Origin of the sequence: Nonomuraea sp. NPDC005983 (genome assembly GCF_040614375.1) — a bacterium.
Classification (GTDB): Bacteria; Actinomycetota; Actinomycetes; order Streptosporangiales; family Streptosporangiaceae; genus Nonomuraea.
Map to the genome: position 1 here is coordinate 45,180 of NZ_JBEXUP010000027.1, position 15,974 is coordinate 61,153.

Consider the following 15,974-nt stretch of genomic DNA (forward strand, 5'->3'; position numbering starts at 1 on the left):
GGTCCCGTGTCTGACGAAGTGCTCGTCGAGGAGTCCAGCGGCGTCGCCGTGATCACGATCAACCGTCCCGCCGCGCGCAACGCGGTGAACGGGGCGGTGGCCCGGGGGATCGCGGAGGCCCTCGACACGCTGGACGCCCGTCCGGAAATTTCCGCGTACGTCCTGACCGGCGCGGGCGGCACCTTCTGCGCGGGGATGGACCTCAAAGGGTTCCTGTCCGGCGACCTCCCGGTGGTCGAGGGGCGCGGCTTCGGCGGCCTCGCCGAGGCGCCGCCCAAGAAGCCGCTCGTGGCGGCCGTCGAAGGGTACGCGCTCGCGGGCGGCTTCGAACTGGCGCTGTCATGCGACCTCGTCGTGGCGTCCACGGAGGCGAAGTTCGGCCTGCCTGAGCCCAGGCGCGGGCTGGTGGCGGGGGCGGGCGGCATCATGCGGCTGCCGCGCCGGATCCCGTACCACGTCGCCATGGAGATCGCCCTGACCGGCGACCACTACCCGGCGTCGCGCCTGTACGAACTGGGGCTGGTCAACCGGATCACCGAACCGGGGCAGGCGCTGGAGGGCGCGCTGGAACTCGCCCGCAAGATCAGCGCCAACGCCCCGCTGGCGCTGGCCGCCACCAAGAAGGTCATCATCGAGTCGCAGGACTGGCCGCTGGACGAGATGTTCAAGCGGCAGGGGCCGATCATCCACCCGGTCTTCGGCTCGAAGGACGCGATGGAGGGCGCGGCGGCCTTCGCCGAGAAGCGCGCCCCTCAGTGGAAGGGCGAGTAACCCCGCCCGGACGGTCACAGGAGCGCCCCCGCCCGCGTGGGGCGCTCCTCACCGTTCGCGGGAGGATGCCCGTTCGCCGGCCGTTGCGGAGGGCTCTGAAGTCCGCTCAGGCCGCCTCTCGCGGCACCGGCTGCGCGGGTGAACATTCTTAGCGCACGCATAACCCTTCCTACGTACGGTAAAGGGGAAGACTTCTAGCAGGAGGGGCGCATGAGCGACTATTCGAGGTCCGCGTTCGAGTCGGCCAAGCGCAACGCCGGCACCCTCCTGTCGGGGGCGTTGAGCGCCCTGCTCATCATGGTCGCGGTCGTGGCCACCATGTGGATCGTCGAGATCTTCGACTACGTGCTCAACGGCTCCCTCGATAGGGAGTTCGGCATCGTGGGCCTCGACCCCGACGGCCTGCCGGGCATCCTCTTCGCGCCGTTCCTGCACGTCGGTTTCGGCCATCTGATGGCCAACTCGCTGCCGCTGTTCATCCTCGGCTTCCTGGCGGCCCTGCGCGGCATCGGCAGGTTCCTCTCGGCCAGCCTCCTGATCATCCTGATCGGCGGCCTGGGCACCTGGCTCACCAGCCCCGGCGTCATCACGGTCGGAGCCAGCGGCCTGGTCTTCGGCTACTTCGGCTACGTCCTGGCCCGCGGCCTGTTCGACCGCCGCCCCCTGGACATCGTCATCGGCATCGGTGTCGCGATCGCGTACTACTCGATCCTGTGGGGCCTGCTGCCCAACCAGCAGGGCATCTCCTGGCAGGGCCACCTGTTCGGCCTGATCGGCGGCGTCATCTCCGCCTGGGTCCTGCGCCGCAAGCCCGTCGCGACGCTCTGACGTCCCGCCCTCGGCGCGCGTCTCACCCGACCGCAGGCGGACGCCTCGCCCTCCCCGCACGCCCGGAGACGGTCAGTTCGCTGTGGTGCGCTGGGCGGCGTGGTGGTCGGGCGGCGGGGCCTGGTCGGCGTGGACGCGTTCGGCGGGGGAGGCGGACAGCAGGCGGTCGATGTGGGCGAGGCCGATGGCGGAGACGACGAAGGCCAGGTGGATCACGGTCTGCCACATGATCTTGTCGTTGGGGATGTCCTTGGCCTTGATGAAGGTCTGCAGCAGGTGGACCGAGGAGATGCCGATGATGGCCGTCGCCAGTTTGACCTTGAGGACGTTCGCGTTGACGTGTGAGAGCCACTCCGGCTCGTCGGGGTGGTTGTTGAGGTTGATGCGGGAGACGAACGTCTCGTAGCCGCCGATGATCACCATGATGAGCAGGTTGGAGATCATCACGACGTCGATCAGCGCCAGCACCGTGAGCATGACGACGACCTCCGGCGAGGAGCCGGTCGCCTGCGCGGTCTCCGGATGGAGGAACACGGCGGAGATCAGGTGCCAGAGTTCCACCATGAACTGCCACACGTACACCGCCTGCGCCACGATCAGGCCCAGGTAGAGCGGGACCTGGAGCCAGCGGCTGGCGAACATCAGGTAGCCGAGGCCCTTGGGGCGGGGGGAATCCGTTCCGGAGATGGCGGACAAAAGCGGGCTACTCCTTATCGTGTACGTTTTCCCGGCAAGTCTACGGAAACGGATCAACCCCGGCGGCGCGTCCGGCTTCCCGGCTTGCTCGGCCTGGCGGCGGCTCCCGGCTTGCTCGGCCCGGCCGCGGGGTCTCCTGGCTCACTCAACCCGGCCGCGGCGACGTCCTGGTGAACGGAGCCTGGCCGCCCTGCCTCGGACTCACGGCCGGCTGACCGCCCCCGGGTGATCGGCACACGGCCGGCCGATGGTGGCGGAGAAATCCCCTGGCCGGGCGGCGGCCTTTCGGGCAAGAATACTTACTACTCGTCGAGCCGAGAGGTCGGTCCGTTGGCGAACCTGGGTTCCCTGGAAAGCGCGATCATGGGCGTGCTGTGGGACGCGGGCGAGCCGCTGCGCGTCAGAGAACTCCTGGCCAAGCTCAACGAGGACCGCGACCTCGCCTACACCACCGTGCAGACGGTCGCCGAGCGGCTGGTGAAGAAGGGCCTGCTCGCCCGCACCCCGTACCGTAACGCCTTCCGCTACTCCACGGTCAGGTCGAGAGACGAGCACGTCGCCCAGCTCATGCTGGAGGCGCTGGCCGCCAGCGCCGACAGGCTGCCGGTGCTGGCGCGCTTCGCCCACGCCGTCGAGGAGGCCGACGCGCTGGCACTCCTCGACGAGCTGTCACGAAGGACGGGTCAGAGGCGCTCGACCACGTAGTCGACGCAGACCGTCAGCGCCTCGACGTCGGACGGCTCGATCGCCGGGAACATCGCGATGCGCAGCTGGTTGCGGCCCAGCTTGCGGTACGGCTCGGTGTCGACGATGCCGTTGGCGCGCAGGACCTTCGCCACCGCGGCCGCGTCGACGTCGTCGGAGAAGTCGATCGTGCCGACCACCTGCGAGCGGTACTCGGGCGCGGCGAACGGCGTGGCGTAGGAGGACTTCTCCGCCCAGGTGTAGAGGCGCTGGGACGAGTCGGTGGTGCGGGACGTGGTCCAGGCCAGGCCGCCGTTGCCGTTCATCCAGTCGAGCTGGTCGGCCAGCAGGAAGAGCGTGGCCACGGCGGGCGTGTTGTAGGTCTGGTCCTTGGCGGAGTTGTCGATGGCGACCGGCAGGCTGAAGAACTCCGGTACGAACCGGTCGGTGGCGGCGATCTCCTCGACCCTGGCCAGGGCCCGCGGCGACATGATCGCGATCCACAGCCCGCCGTCGGAGGCGAAGCTCTTCTGCGGGGCGAAGTAGTAGACGTCCGTCTCCTCGATGGAGACAGGCAGCCCGCCCGCGCCGGACGTGGCGTCGACCAGCACCAGCGAGTCGCCGGAGCCGACCCGCTTGATCGGCATGGCGACGCCGGTGGAGGTCTCGTTGTGGGTGAGCGCGTAGACGTCGACGCCCTCCTCGGCCACGGCCTCGGGGTACGTGCCGACCTCGGACTTGATCACCGAGGGGTCGGCCAGCCACGGCGCCTTCTTGGCGACCGTGGCGAACTTGGAGGAGAACTCGCCGAACGACAGGTGCTGCGACTTCTCACGGATGAGCCCGAAGGAGGCGATGTCCCAGAACGCGGTGGTGCCGCCGTTGCCCAGCACGACCTGGTAGCCCTCAGGCAGCGAGAAGAGGTCGGCGAGCCCGGCGCGGACGCGGCCGACCAGGTTCTTGACCGGCTTCTGGCGGTGGGAGGTGCCCATCACGTCGGCGCCGGAGGCGGCGAGCGCGGCCAGTTGCTCGGTACGAACCTTCGAGGGCCCGCAGCCGAATCGGCCGTCGGCGGGCTTGATGTCAGCGGGAATCACGATGTCAGCCACACGACCAGGGTACTGAGCCCCGAAAGCTGACTCGGCCCGGGTCCGTCATTGAGACCCGGGCCGTCATGCGCGAGGGGTCAGATGGTGCCGACGACCTCGGAGGCACCGGGCACGTCGCTGAGTGGGCGCGAGGCCGGGCCGGTGTAGGTGGCGCTGGGGCGGACGAGCCTGCCCGTGCGCTTCTGCTCCAGGATGTGCGCGGCCCAGCCGGCCGTCCTGGCGCAGGTGAACATGGAGGTGAACATGTGCGAGGGAACCTCGGCGAAGTCGAGGACGACGGCCGCCCAGTACTCCACGTTGGTCGCGAGCACGCGGTCGGGCTTGCGCGCGTGCAGCTCCTCCAGCGCCGCCTGCTCCAGCGCGGCGGCGACCTCGTAACGAGGCGCGTCGAGCTCCTTGGCCGTGCGGCGCAGGACGCGCGCACGCGGGTCCTCGGCGCGGTAGACGCGGTGGCCGAAGCCCATCAGCCTGTTGCCCTTGTCCAGTTCACCCTGGACGTACTTCTTGGCGTCGCCGAGCTGCTCGACGCCCTCGATCATGTGCAGCACGCGGGCCGGAGCGCCGCCGTGGAGCGGGCCCGACATGGCGCCGACGGCTCCCGAGAGCGCGGCGGCCACGTCGGCGCCGGTGGAGGCGATGACGCGGGCGGTGAACGTCGAGGCGTTCATGCCGTGCTCGGCGGCGGAGGTCCAGTAGGCGTCGATGGCCTTGACGTGCTTGGGGTCGGGCTCGCCGCGCCAGCGGATCATGAAACGTTCGACGATGGTCTTGGCCTCGTCCACGCGGCTCTGCGGCACCATCGGCAGGCCGAGCCCGCGCGCCGACTGCGCCACGAAGGACAGGGCCATCACGGAGGCGCGGGCGAGCTGGTCGCGTGCCTCCTCGTCGGAGATGTCGAGCAGAGCCTTGAAGCCGTAGGCCGGAGCCAGCATGGCCAGCGCGCTCTGCACATCTACCCGGATGTCACCGGAGTGGACGGGGATGGGGTACGGCTCCGCCGGGGGGAGACCCGGCTGGAACTTGTTGTCAACCAGCAGCCCCCAAACGTGTCCGAAGGGGACACGGCCGACCAGCTCCTCAATGTCGACGCCCCGGTATCGAAGGGCGCCCCCTTCTTTGTCCGGTTCCGCGATCTCGGTCTCGAAGGCCACTACGCCCTCGAGGCCGGGTTTGAAGTCGGACATGCTCGGCCGCCTCCCTTTCTTGCCATGTTCCGGCAATGCCTTGATGTCGAGATACCGGCGGGTCAATTTAACCCCCTGCTAGCTTGTGCTCGGTCTTCGGACCCGCCGGAAGGCGAAAAGCTGCTGGTAGGGAGTGTTGTGTGGGATCTGCCACCAAGCGCGACACAATACCGTCTCGTGGATGCCACCTCGCGCCCGCCCTCGCTGGCGGGGCTACGCCGTACATATGAGGGCGAGCCGCTGCTCGAATCCGATCTGGCCGCCGATCCCATCACCCAGTTCACCCGTTGGTTCCAGGACGCGCTCGAATCGGGCCTGTCGGAGCCGAACGCCATGGTGCTGGCCACCGCCTCCGCCGGAGGCCGTCCGAGCGCCAGAACCGTCCTGCTGAAGGGCTACGACGAGCGCGGGTTCGTCTTTTACACCAACTACGAGTCGCGCAAGGGCCGCGACCTGGCCGAGAACGGCCGCGCCTCGCTGCTGTTCCCCTGGCACCCGATCCGCCGTCAGGTGCGCGTCGAGGGGCTGGTGACGCGGCTGCCGCACGAGGAGTCGGCCGCGTACTTCGCCTCCCGGCCGTACGGGTCGCGCATCGGGGCCTGGGCGTCGCGCCAGTCGGCGATCGTCCGCTCCAGAGAGGAGCTGGACGCCCGCTACGCCGAGCTGGCCGAGCGCTGGCCGGAGGATCCGCCGGTGCCCGACTTCTGGGGCGGGTACCGGGTCGTCCCCTCGGAGGTGGAGTTCTGGCAGGGACAGCTCGACCGGATGCACGACCGCCTCCGCTACCGTCGCGCCCACCCCGGTTGGATCGTTGAGAGACTTGCCCCTTAATGTGCTTAAAGTGGCAATCGGGGAGCTGGTCAAGAGACATCTGGTAGACATCCGGCCCCTCGCGACCCCCGCCTACCGCCGGCTCTGGATCGGCCAGGCCGTCTCCCACGTCGGCCTCGCGGTGACCGTCATCTCCGTCAGCCAGCAGGTCTGGGAGCTGACGCACTCCTCGCTCTGGGTCGGCCTGCTCGGGATGGCCAACTTCGTCCCGCTCGTGCTGTTCGGCCTGTGGGGAGGTGCGGTCGCCGACGCGGTGGACCGGCGCAAGCTCCTCCTCGCGGGCTCGGCCGTCTCCTGGGCGAGCACCCTGTTCATCCTGCTGCAGGCGCTGCTCGGACTGCGCAACGTGTACGTCCTGCTCGGCACGGTCGCGCTGGGCGCCGCCGGGTTCGCGGTCACCTCCCCGACCAGGGGCGCGATCATCCCCAGAATCCTCGACCCGGAGGTCGTGCCGGCGGCCAACGCGCTCAACTCCCTGGTCTTCAGCATGGGAGCGGTCGTCGGCCCGATGATCGGCGGCGTCGTGCTGGCCTACGGCGGGTACGCCTCCGCCTACGCCGTCGACGCGCTGCTGTTCACCGCCGGCCTGTACGCGGCCCTGCGGCTGCCGCCGCTCCCGCCCCTCGGAGAGGTGACCCGTCCTGGGGCGCGCGCCGTGTTCGAGGGGCTCAGGTTCATCGCCGGCAGCCCCGTGCTGCTGATGTCGTTCGTGGTGGACATCATCGCGATGGTCTTCGCCCTGCCGAGGGCGCTCTTCCCCGAGCTGGCCGCCGAGCGGTTCGGCGGCTCGATGGTCGTGCTCGGCCCGCTCAACGCCGCCATGGCGATCGGGTCCGTCGCCGGTGCGCTGTTCTCCGGCTGGGTCGGCCGGGTCAGCAGACAGGGGCTCGCCCTGGTCGTCATCATCGCCGTGTGGGGGCTCACGGTGGCCGCGGCCGGGCTCGCGCGCGACCTCTGGCTGATCGTGGCGTTCATGGCGGTCGGCGGCGCGGCCGACGTGATCTCGTCCGTGTGGCGGCAGTCGATCCTGCAGCTGTACGCGCCCGACGAGATGCGCGGGCGGCTGCAGGGCGCGTTCATGGTGGTCGTGGCGGGCGGGCCGCGCCTCGGCGACCTGCGGGCCGGGGCCACCGCCGCGGCGTTCGGGCTGACGGCGGCCTGGGTGGGCGGCGGGCTGGCGTGCGCCATCGTCGTGATCTTCGTCGGGCTGTCGGTGGCGGCCTTCAGGAACTACCGGGCACGCTAGCCGGGCGGTTCGCGCCGGGAGCCGTCGGGCAGGGCGGCCGCCACCCTCATGTCGGCCAGGAAACCGGCGTAGGCCGCGTCCCTGTCGGGTGCGCGCAGGACGGCCGACGGGTGGATGGTCGCCACCGCCAGCGCGACACCGGCGCTCGGGGAGTCGAGCGTGTCGAGCGGCACCGGCTCGCCGCGCTGCCTCGTCACCCGGAAGGACGGCCCGAGCAGCGCCCGCGCGGCCGTCGCGCCGAGCACCACCACGACCTCCGGCTCGACCAGCGCGAGCTCGGCGTTGAGCCACGGCTGGCAGGCGTCGATCTCGGCGGCCGTCGGAGTCTGGTGGATGCGCCGTCTGCCCCTGAGCGTGAAGGAGAAGTGCTTGACCGCGTTCGTCACGTAGACGCCGCCCCGGTCGATGCCCGCCTCCTCCAGAGCCTGGTCCAGGACGCGCCCGGCGGGCCCGACGAACGGCCGGCCCCTGCGGTCCTCCTGGTCGCCGGGTTGCTCGCCGACCAGCATGAACCGCGCTTCCGGCGGGCCGTCGCCGAACACGGTCTGCGTGGCGTCGCGGTACAGGCCGCAGCCCTGACAGCCGGCCGCCGCCTCGCGCAGCGAGCGGAGGTCGAGGCGGTCGGGAAGGAACCTGGCGGCTCCGTTGTTGCCGTCCGTTGCCATCGTTCGTCGTTCTCCCCATAGGGTTCCCTGTGACTTCTGTGCCCGCCGCGGACGGGCTCAGTCCCCGCGACGACCGGCGTAGCATGCAGATGGGAGGAGCCTTGACCGCACACGGCCTGATCGACACCACGGAGATGTACCTCCGCACGATCTACGAACTCGAGGAGGAGGGCATCGTCCCTCTGCGCGCCCGCATCGCGGAGCGGCTTCAGCAGAGTGGCCCGACCGTGAGCCAGACCGTGGCCCGCATGGAGCGCGACGGGCTGGTCCGGGTCGAGGGCGACCGGCACCTGTCGATGACCGACCTCGGCCGCACGCTCGCCACCCGCGTGATGCGCAAGCACCGGCTCGCGGAGTGCCTGCTGACCCAGATCATCGGGCTGCCGTGGGAGGAGCTGCACATCGAGGCGTGCCGCTGGGAGCACGTGATGTCCGAGTCCGTCGAGGCCCGCCTGGTCGCGCTGCTCGACAACCCGACCTCCTGCCCGCACGGCAACCCCATTCCCGGCCTGGCCGAGCTGGGGGCCCGCGAGGCCGCAGAAGGGGTCGACGAAGCGCTGATCTCGATGGCCGACCTCGCTGGGGCGAGAGAAGTACCCGTGGTCGTGCGACGAATTAGCGAACAAGTGCAAAGCGATCCCGCTGTGATGCTTAAACTCAAGCAAGTTGGGATACAACCCGGACGCGAGGTCACGCTCGCGGCGAGCGACGACGGTGTGCGGGTGACAGGTGACAGTGACGGTGACAACATTCCCGCGGAGCTTCCGCGCGATGTCGCCGCGCACGTCTTTGTCTCCAAGGACTGACGCGGCCGCTGCTGCTTGGTTGAATCCCATCAGGGAGATCCCTCACTCCCCTCCGGTCAAGACTGTTGCAGGAGCGCCCGTGGTTCGCTTGACGCGCATTCCTCCCCAAGGAGTGGTCTCCGGATGAAGCGTTGGGGGGATCTGTCACAGGAATCGGCTGAGCATCTGGCCGCCGCGTCCGTGCTTGACCACGCTGAGATGGCCGTCGTCGTGACGGACCGCTTCAGCAACCTCCTCTACTGGAACCCGTTCGCGGAGAAGCTGTTCGGCCGTCCGGGCAAGTCGGCGACGCGCGATTCGCAGGTGCTGTCGCTCGGCATCATGGAGAAGGACCACCCGCTCGCCGTCGAGCTGGCCAAGCATGTGCTCAAGGGCGGCGTGTGGGAGGGCACCTTCGACGTCCGGCGCGGTGACGGCACGATCGTGTACGTGCGCGCCCAGGCCGTCCCGCTGCGTCATACATCCGGCTCGGTGACCGGCATCGTCATCACGGCGCGCGAGGCGCTGCGCAGCAACGAGCGCGAGAAGGACCGCTTCGGGCTGCTCGAGCGTATCGGCGAGCGGCTGGCCGGCTCCCTGTACGTGGAGGAGACGCTCAAGCGCGTCGCCGAGATGCTGGTGCCGCAGTTCGCCGACCACTGCTTCATCGAGCTGATGGAGGGCGACCGGCTGGTCCGCCGGGTCTCCCAGCACGTGCAGGGCTGGACTCCGCCGCCGGGCACCTGGAAGCCGGTGGGCGCGGAGATCCGCTACCCGGCCGGCCACTACGCCCACACCTCGCTGCGCAGGCAGGAGACGATCCTCGTCGAGGACTTCGCGGCCAACAGCTTCCCCAGCCCCCACGAGGGCAGCGCCCAGCTGTGCGGCGAGATCGGCATGACGTCCGCCATCGTCGCGCCGCTGTGCGTGCGCGGCGAGACCCTCGGGCTGATGTACCTGGGGCTGTCCAACCTCACCGACCGGCGCAGCCCGCACTACGACGCGTTCGACCGCGACTTCGTCGGCGCGATCGCCACCAGGGTCGCGCTGGCCATCGACAACGCGCTGCTGTTCGAGGAGGAGCGGCACACCGCCGAGTCGTTCCAGAAGCACCTGCTGCCGCGGGCGCTGCCCCAGCTCGACGGGCTCGACATCGCCGTGCGCTACTACCCGGCGGCGCCGCTCGCCTCCCACGGCCAGGGCATCCAGACCCAGGTCGGCGGCGACTGGTACGACGTGATCCCGCTGTCCGCCGGTCGGGTCGGCATCGTGATCGGCGACGTCGAGGGCAGAGGTGCCAAGGCCGCCGCCATCATGGGCCAGCTCAGGGCCGCGCTGAGGGCCTTCGCCCAGGACGACAAGTCGCCCGCCGACATCCTGGCCAGGCTCGACGAGTGGACCCGCATCATCGCCACCCCCGAGCAGGACGACAGCGGCGCCGACATCAGCGTCCCGCCCATCGTGACCTGCCAGTACCTCGTCTACGACGCCTGGTCGCGCCAGCTCGCCTTCGCCAACGCCGGGCACGCGCCGCCGCTGCTGCTCGTCGACGGCCAGTGCGTCGAGCTCGACATCGAGGAGGTCGGCCAGCCGCTGGGCGTGCGCGCCAAGGGCCTGCACGCCGACCTCGTCTACAAGGAGGAGACCCGCACCCTCCCACCGGGGGCCGCGCTGCTCCTCTACACCGACGGCCTGATCGACCGCCGTCCGGGCCGCGACGGCCGGATCCCGAGCGAGGAGGAGACGCTCGGCGTGCTCTGCGAGAAGCTGGCCAAGGTGAGCGACGCCGAGGTCGAGCGCATCGCCGACGCCGCCACCGTCGCGGTGCCCGGCGAGATCGACGACGACATGGCGATCCTGGTGGTCCGCTCCGCCGACTCCGACCTCGACGTCGAGGAGCGCACCTTCCCCGCTCAGCCGATCATGGTGGGGGAGGCCCGCCGGATGGCCTCCGACGCGTTCGAGGGATGGAACGTCCCCGAGGAGCGCGCCGAGCTGGCCTGTCTGCTCGTCTCCGAGGTCGTCACCAACGTGGTGCTGCACGCGGCCAGTGCGGGCGTGCCGCGCCGCGAGCTGAGCGTCGAGGGCCCACCGCTGCCGTTCGAGGACTCCTGGGACCTTCCCGGCTTCGAGGACGAGGTCGTCAGCGACAAGGAGTTCACACTGCGGCTGCGCAGGGGCGAGGAGTCGGTCTGGGTCGAGGTCTTCGACCAGGACCTTCGGCTGCCCCGCATCCGCAGCGCGGGCGAGAACGACGAGGGCGGCCGCGGCCTCTACCTGGTCGACCAGCTTGCTCGGCGCTGGGGATCGCGTCCTACCAGGGAAGGTAAAGCCGTCTGGTTCGAGATTCCCACGCGTAGCCGCTGAGTGGTCTACTCGACCACATGGAGTTGGCCTTCGAGCGGCGCGGCACCGGCGCACCGCTGATCCTCATCCATGGCATCGGGCACCACTGGCAGGCGTGGCTTCCGGTGCTGGATCGGCTGGCCGTCTCGCGGACCGTGATCGCCATCGATCTGCCCGGTTTCGGGGTGTCGCCGGGGCTGCCAGAAGGCACGCCCTACACCGCCGAGGCTCTCGCCGACGCCGTCGAGTCGTTCTGCGCGATGCTCGGCGTGCGCGAGCCGCACGTGGCGGGCAACTCGCTGGGTGGCTACCTCGCGCTGGAGCTGGCCTCGCGCGGGGTGGTCCGTACCGCCACCGCGCTGTCGCCCGCCGGGTTCTGGTCGCGTCCCGAGCTGCTGTACTGCCAGACGGTGCTGCGGGCCATGCGCGCCTCGGCCAGGGCCTTGCCGCCGGAGCGGTCGTTGCGCAGGGCCGAGAGTCCGGTCGGGCGGGCGCTGTCGGCGGGGCTGCTGGTGGCGCGTCCGTCGCGGCTGTCGCCCACGGCGCTGGTCGCCGCTTCTCAGGCGCTGGGCCGCTCGTCCGGGTTCGACGCGACGCTGGAGGCGTTCTCGGACGTGCTGCCGCCCGCGCCGCCCAAGTCGCCGATCACGATCGCGTGGGGCGAGCACGACCGGCTGCTGCTGCGCCGTCAGGCCGTGCGTGCCGCCAAGTGGTCGGGGCAGCGGGTGAAGCTGCTCAAGGGCTGCGGGCACGTGCCGATGAGCGACGACCCCGACCTGGTGGCGAGGGTGCTGCTGGAGGGGAGCGGCGACTGAGTAGGCGGGCGGGCCCGTCACCGTGTCGGACGTCGCCGAGGCGCTGTCCGTGGACCAGCCTCGCGCGAGCAGGCTGGTGGCCGCCGCCGTCGAGGCGGGCCTGGCCAGGCGCGAGGCCGACCAGGCCGACGGGCGCAGGGCGCTGCTGGTGCTGACCGATGCGGGCGTGGCAGCGCTCGAACAGGTCCGCCAGGGCCGCAAGGCCGTGTTCCAGCAGGCCATGGCCGGGTGGTCGGAGGTTGAGCGGGCCGAGTTCGCCCGGCTGCTCACCCGGTTCGTGGGCGCGCTGCCGGGTTAGCCGGCTAGCGCATCGTCTGGCCCCAGACGAGCAGCATGACGATGATGAAGACGGCCATCACGCCGAGGTAGCCCACCGGGCCGAACCGCAGCGCCCGGCGCACGCGGTTGAGGCCCCAGGCGAACAGCAACGCCAGGAAAACCAGGAGGATCAGGCCGCCGTCCATGCTGACCAGTATGCGGCGTCAGATCGCATTCCGCGCGGTGTAACGGGCGTCGCCGGGCGTCAGAGTCCGAAGGAGCGGCCGATGATCTCCTTCATGATCTCCGTGGTGCCGCCGTAGATGGTCTGGACGCGGCTGTCGAGCCAGGCCCTGGCCACCGGGTACTCCATCATGTAGCCGTAGCCGCCGTGCAGTTGGAGGCACCGGTCGATCACCTTGTTCTGCAGCTCGGTGGTCCACCACTTGGCCTTGGCCGCGTCCACGGCGCTCAGTTGCCTGGCGTTGAGCGCCACGATGCACTTGTCCACGTAGTGGCGGGCGATCTCGGTCTCGGTGGCCAGCTCCGCCAGGACGAAGCGGGTGTTCTGGAAGGATCCGATTTTTCGCCCGAAGGCTTCGCGCTGCCTGCAGTACTCGATGGTCTGCTCCAGCACCGTCTCGGCCGCCGCCACCGCCGCGACCGCGATCGACAGCCGCTCCTGGGGCAGGTTGTTCATGAGCTGGAAGAACCCCTCGCCGTCGTTGGGGCCCAGCCGGTTGGCCACCGGCACGCGGACGTTCTCGAAGAACAGCTCGGCCGTGTCCTGAGCCTTCATCCCGACCTTCTCCAGGTTGCGGCCGCGGGTGAAGCCGTCCATGCCGCGCTCGACGACCAGCAGCGTCGTGCCCCTCGCGCCGGCTGCCGGGTCGGTCTTGACCACCACCACGACGAGGTCGGAGTTGATTCCGTTCGTGATGAACGTCTTCTGCCCGTTGACGACGTAGTGATCACCCTCGCGGACGGCGGTCGTCCTGATCCCCTGCAGGTCGCTGCCGGCGCCGGGCTCGGTCATCGCGATCGCCGTGATCAGCTCGCCGCTGACGAACCCGGGCAGCCAGCGCTGCTTCTGCTCCTCATCGGTCAACTCCACGACGTACGGGGCCATGACGTCGTTGTGCAGCGAGAATCCCAGCCCCGACGCGCCGCTCCTGATGATCTCCTCGACGATGACGGCGTTGTAGCGGAAGTCGGTGATGCCCGCGCCGCCGTACTCCTCGGGCACGGAGAAGCCGAACATCCCGATCTCGCCGGCTTTCTTCCAGACCTCGCGCGGCACGATGCCGTCTTTCTCCCACTGCGCGTGGTGCGGCACGACCTCGCGGGCCATGAACTCGCGCACGGTCTCCCGGAAGAGCAGGTGCTCCTCGTCGTAGAGGTCTCGCTGCATGTCGCCTCCAAGCAGGTGTTCGTGCCCGACAGAATACAATTCTGTTACTGATCGGTATACCCGCTTTTCCGGGACGCGCCCAAGCGGACACGGCTTCATCACAAGTATTGGCGGACGAGCGGTTTGACATGTGTTGCAGGGGTTTTCGACCCTAAGATCTACCTTCGGTTTCCTTGTGTGATCGGAGCAGGGCCGTGAATCGGTTACGTAAGGCGTTGGTCGCCGCGTCGGTGGGCCTGGCGGCATCCGCGGCGTTCGTAGCGGCTTCCAGCACGAGCCAGGCCGACTCGCTGATCGTGACGTACTCCTGTTGGGGTGGCGTCGCGGGGACCACAGGGGTCCAGCTGGAGGCGGCCGTCACTCCGCGGCTCACCTCGGCGGGCATGCTGGACGTCGCCTGGTCGATCAAGTACGTGGGCAACCGGAGGTTCGGCTCGCCCGGCTTCTTCGTCAAGGGCTCGCAGCTCAACCTGCAAGGCACGGTCGACATCACCGGGGCCTGGGACGGCCAGCTGCGCCCCAAGGGCGGCAAGGAGCAGGGCCAGCTGGTGCCGGGCGACCAGCTGGTCGTGCCCGAGGGCCTCTCCGACGCCGGTTCCGTGAAGCGATCGGGAACCATCCGGGTCAGGCCCACAGACCTGGTCGTCCGGTTCACCCCCGCCGCCGGCGAGGTGCTGGTGAACAACAACAAGCTCGACTACACGGGCGCCTGGAACCCCAACGTGCGTACGGCGCCCGAGTTCGGCGACCACCTCTTCGACCTCGCCGAGACCGATCAGAAGGACGCCACGGCCAAGCTCGGCTTCACGGCCACGAAGGTCGAGTACATCAGCCGCCGCGAACGCGACCTCGGCCCCGTCCGGGTGCGCATCGACGGCGAGCCCGTCACCGACGGGCTGGTGGAGCCGGGCCTGGACAGGAACGGTACACCGATGACCGGCACCAAGGCGCAGGAGACGCTCTGGAGCTCTCCGGACCTGGCGTACGAGCCGCACACCATCGAGGTCGTCAACACCGAGAACAAGAAGGCCTACGTGGACGCCATCAAGGTGATCACCGGCCGTATCACCGAGCCGCCGCTCCACGACCAGGCCACGTGCACGCCCGACAGCCCGCCTGGCGCCATCGACGTGACGGTCCCCGGCTCCACGACCCCTCCTGCGAGCAGCCCGCCCCCCAGCAGCCCGCCGCCGACGACGCCCACCAGGACGTCCACCTCTACGCCGCCGCCTGCGAACCCCAGCACGACGCCTCCTCAGCAGTGGGACCCGGGGCCCACTGCTGATCGGCACGTGAGCGTGGTGGCGACGTCGACGTCCACCGTGACCGCCACCGCCAAGGCGTCCAGCGGGCCGACCTCCACCAAGTACGTCAAGGCGCAGGTGGCCAAGACGCCCAAGGGCGGCGTCGACACGGGTGAGGCGGCGGAGGCCGGGAGCGGATCGTACGGGCTCATCGCGGGTGGGTCCGTGCTGCTGATGGGGAGCGCGACCGGAGGGCTGCTGTTGCGACGGCGCCGGGCCGCGCATGCCGGAGGAGTGAGCTGATGACCGAGCAGAAGTCGCCGATGAACCGGGCGCTGCCCGGCCTGCTGATCGCGGGCTCGCTGGGCGGCGTGGGCGCGATCATGGCGGGGTTGCTGTCGCTGGCGCCCAGCGTGGACGACGGGTCGGGCCCGCAGCCGATGGCCCAGGTCGAGCCGACCCAGGTGCAGGTGCAGAACGCGGGCGCGTTCGTGCTGCCGCCGACCGTGGGCCCCGGCGGCAAGAACGTGCCGCTGACCCCGGCCAGGCTCGACGCGCCGCCGCCGTTCGCCGCCGCGCCCGTGGTGGCGCCGATCCCTCCTGCCAAGACCAAGACCACGAAGCCCAAGCCGACGCGGATCAAGATCCCCAAGATCAAGGTGAACGCGCCGGTCGGGTCGGTCACCGTGGACCTCAAGGGGGCTCTGGGCACCCCGCCGCTGAGCAAGCCCAACCAGACCGGCTGGTACCGGTTCAGCCCCGTTCCGGGGGAGGTCGGTCCGGCGATCATCAATGGGCATGTGAGCACCAGGAAGGGCCCGGCGGTGTTCCAGCGCCTCTCGGAGCTGGCCAAGGGCGACCAGATCTACGTGTACCGATCGGACGGGAAGGTCACCCGGTTCACCGTGAGCGGGATCGAGCAGGTCAGCAAGACGAACTTCCCGACAGCCCGGGTGTACGGGAACACCGACAGCTCGCAGCTCCGCCTGATCACCTGCGGCGGCGTCTTCAACAAGCAGGCGCACAGCTACACGGACAACATCGTCGTGTACGCCACGCTCTCCAAGAAGAAGGGCTGACGGCAACTTGCGTGGGTTTTCG

Annotated in this window: 16 protein-coding genes and 1 pseudogene; 11 read left to right on the forward strand and 6 right to left on the reverse strand. The window is 69.8% G+C overall.

From position 1 onward, the window contains the following. Positions 1-6: 6 nt before the first annotated feature. Together ABZ297_RS15290 and ABZ297_RS15295 are read left to right on the forward strand one after the other, a co-directional pair. On the forward strand, positions 7-771 hold the full coding sequence (locus tag ABZ297_RS15290; RefSeq protein ID WP_355345283.1) for a crotonase/enoyl-CoA hydratase family protein: 765 nt from the start codon (positions 7-9) through the stop codon (positions 769-771). A 210-nt stretch (positions 772-981) separates the two neighbouring features. Next, positions 982-1,599: a rhomboid family intramembrane serine protease gene (locus ABZ297_RS15295; RefSeq protein WP_355345286.1), complete on the forward strand. Its 618-nt coding sequence runs from the start codon at positions 982-984 to the stop codon at positions 1,597-1,599. Positions 1,600-1,671: 72 nt separating this feature from the next. Here the strand turns inward: ABZ297_RS15295 and ABZ297_RS15300 are convergent, their stop codons facing one another. Continuing rightward, on the reverse strand, positions 1,672-2,295 hold the full coding sequence (locus tag ABZ297_RS15300; RefSeq protein ID WP_355345289.1) for a TIGR00645 family protein: 624 nt from the start codon (positions 2,293-2,295) through the stop codon (positions 1,672-1,674). 330 nt (positions 2,296-2,625) lie between these two features. Here ABZ297_RS15300 and ABZ297_RS15305 point away from each other — a divergent pair, with 330 nt between their 5' ends. Next, positions 2,626-3,000, forward strand: a complete 375-nt coding sequence (locus tag ABZ297_RS15305) for a BlaI/MecI/CopY family transcriptional regulator (protein ID WP_355345292.1) — start codon at positions 2,626-2,628, stop codon at positions 2,998-3,000. Here ABZ297_RS15305 and serC read toward each other — a convergent pair. Both serC and ABZ297_RS15315 read right to left on the reverse strand, forming a co-directional pair. Further along, positions 2,979-4,088 carry a phosphoserine transaminase gene (serC, locus tag ABZ297_RS15310; protein ID WP_355345295.1) on the reverse strand — a complete coding sequence of 370 codons (1,110 nt, stop codon included), beginning with the start codon at positions 4,086-4,088 and terminating at the stop codon, positions 2,979-2,981. The two genes, ABZ297_RS15305 and serC, sit on opposite strands and share 22 nt — an antisense overlap. Positions 4,089-4,165: 77 nt before the next feature. After that, the gene (locus ABZ297_RS15315; RefSeq protein ID WP_350812875.1) at positions 4,166-5,272 is read right to left on the reverse strand and encodes a citrate synthase 2; all 1,107 of its coding nucleotides are present in this window, start codon (positions 5,270-5,272) and stop codon (positions 4,166-4,168) included. Between the two features lie 177 nt (positions 5,273-5,449). On the opposite strand from ABZ297_RS15315, the gene pdxH reads away from it, so the two are divergent. Further along, a complete protein-coding gene (pdxH, locus tag ABZ297_RS15320; RefSeq protein WP_355345298.1) occupies positions 5,450-6,103 on the forward strand; it encodes a pyridoxamine 5'-phosphate oxidase in 654 nt (217 codons plus the stop codon). Positions 6,104-6,113: 10 nt separating this feature from the next. Next, a complete protein-coding gene (locus ABZ297_RS15325; protein WP_355345301.1) occupies positions 6,114-7,349 on the forward strand; it encodes an MFS transporter in 1,236 nt (411 codons plus the stop codon). Here the strand turns inward: ABZ297_RS15325 and ABZ297_RS15330 are convergent. Continuing rightward, positions 7,346-8,014, reverse strand: coding sequence for a UdgX family uracil-DNA binding protein (locus ABZ297_RS15330; protein WP_355345304.1), 669 nt, complete (start codon positions 8,012-8,014; stop codon positions 7,346-7,348). The genes ABZ297_RS15325 and ABZ297_RS15330 overlap by 4 nt on opposite strands. A 101-nt stretch (positions 8,015-8,115) precedes the next feature. On the opposite strand from ABZ297_RS15330, the gene ABZ297_RS15335 reads away from it, so the two are divergent. The 4 genes and pseudogenes from ABZ297_RS15335 to ABZ297_RS15350 all read left to right on the forward strand — a co-directional run. After that, on the forward strand, positions 8,116-8,820 hold the full coding sequence (locus ABZ297_RS15335) for a metal-dependent transcriptional regulator (protein ID WP_355345307.1): 705 nt from the start codon (positions 8,116-8,118) through the stop codon (positions 8,818-8,820). A 123-nt stretch (positions 8,821-8,943) separates the two neighbouring features. Further along, positions 8,944-11,166 (forward strand): SpoIIE family protein phosphatase, encoded by a 2,223-nt coding sequence (locus ABZ297_RS15340; RefSeq protein ID WP_355345310.1) that lies wholly within the window; start codon positions 8,944-8,946, stop codon positions 11,164-11,166. 17 nt (positions 11,167-11,183) lie between these two features. Next, the gene (locus ABZ297_RS15345) at positions 11,184-11,960 is read left to right on the forward strand and encodes an alpha/beta fold hydrolase (RefSeq protein WP_355345313.1); all 777 of its coding nucleotides are present in this window, start codon (positions 11,184-11,186) and stop codon (positions 11,958-11,960) included. A 19-nt stretch (positions 11,961-11,979) separates the two neighbouring features. Then, positions 11,980-12,258 (forward strand): annotated as a pseudogene (locus ABZ297_RS15350) (MarR family transcriptional regulator); the annotation flags it as partial. A gap of 4 nt (positions 12,259-12,262) precedes the next feature. Here ABZ297_RS15350 and ABZ297_RS15355 read toward each other — a convergent pair. Then, complete coding sequence (locus tag ABZ297_RS15355) at positions 12,263-12,424, reverse strand: hypothetical protein (RefSeq protein ID WP_350812865.1); 162 nt, start codon at positions 12,422-12,424, stop codon at positions 12,263-12,265. Positions 12,425-12,483: 59 nt separating this feature from the next. Further along, positions 12,484-13,629 carry an acyl-CoA dehydrogenase family protein gene (locus tag ABZ297_RS15360; RefSeq protein ID WP_355345316.1) on the reverse strand — a complete coding sequence of 382 codons (1,146 nt, stop codon included), beginning with the start codon at positions 13,627-13,629 and terminating at the stop codon, positions 12,484-12,486. 194 nt (positions 13,630-13,823) lie between these two features. On the opposite strand from ABZ297_RS15360, the gene ABZ297_RS15365 reads away from it, so the two are divergent. Next, positions 13,824-15,176, forward strand: coding sequence for a hypothetical protein (locus tag ABZ297_RS15365; protein ID WP_355345319.1), 1,353 nt, complete (start codon positions 13,824-13,826; stop codon positions 15,174-15,176). Further along, the gene (locus tag ABZ297_RS15370; RefSeq protein WP_355345322.1) at positions 15,176-15,952 is read left to right on the forward strand and encodes a class F sortase; all 777 of its coding nucleotides are present in this window, start codon (positions 15,176-15,178) and stop codon (positions 15,950-15,952) included. Before ABZ297_RS15365 ends, ABZ297_RS15370 begins: the two co-directional genes overlap by 1 nt. Positions 15,953-15,974 lie beyond the last annotated feature (22 nt).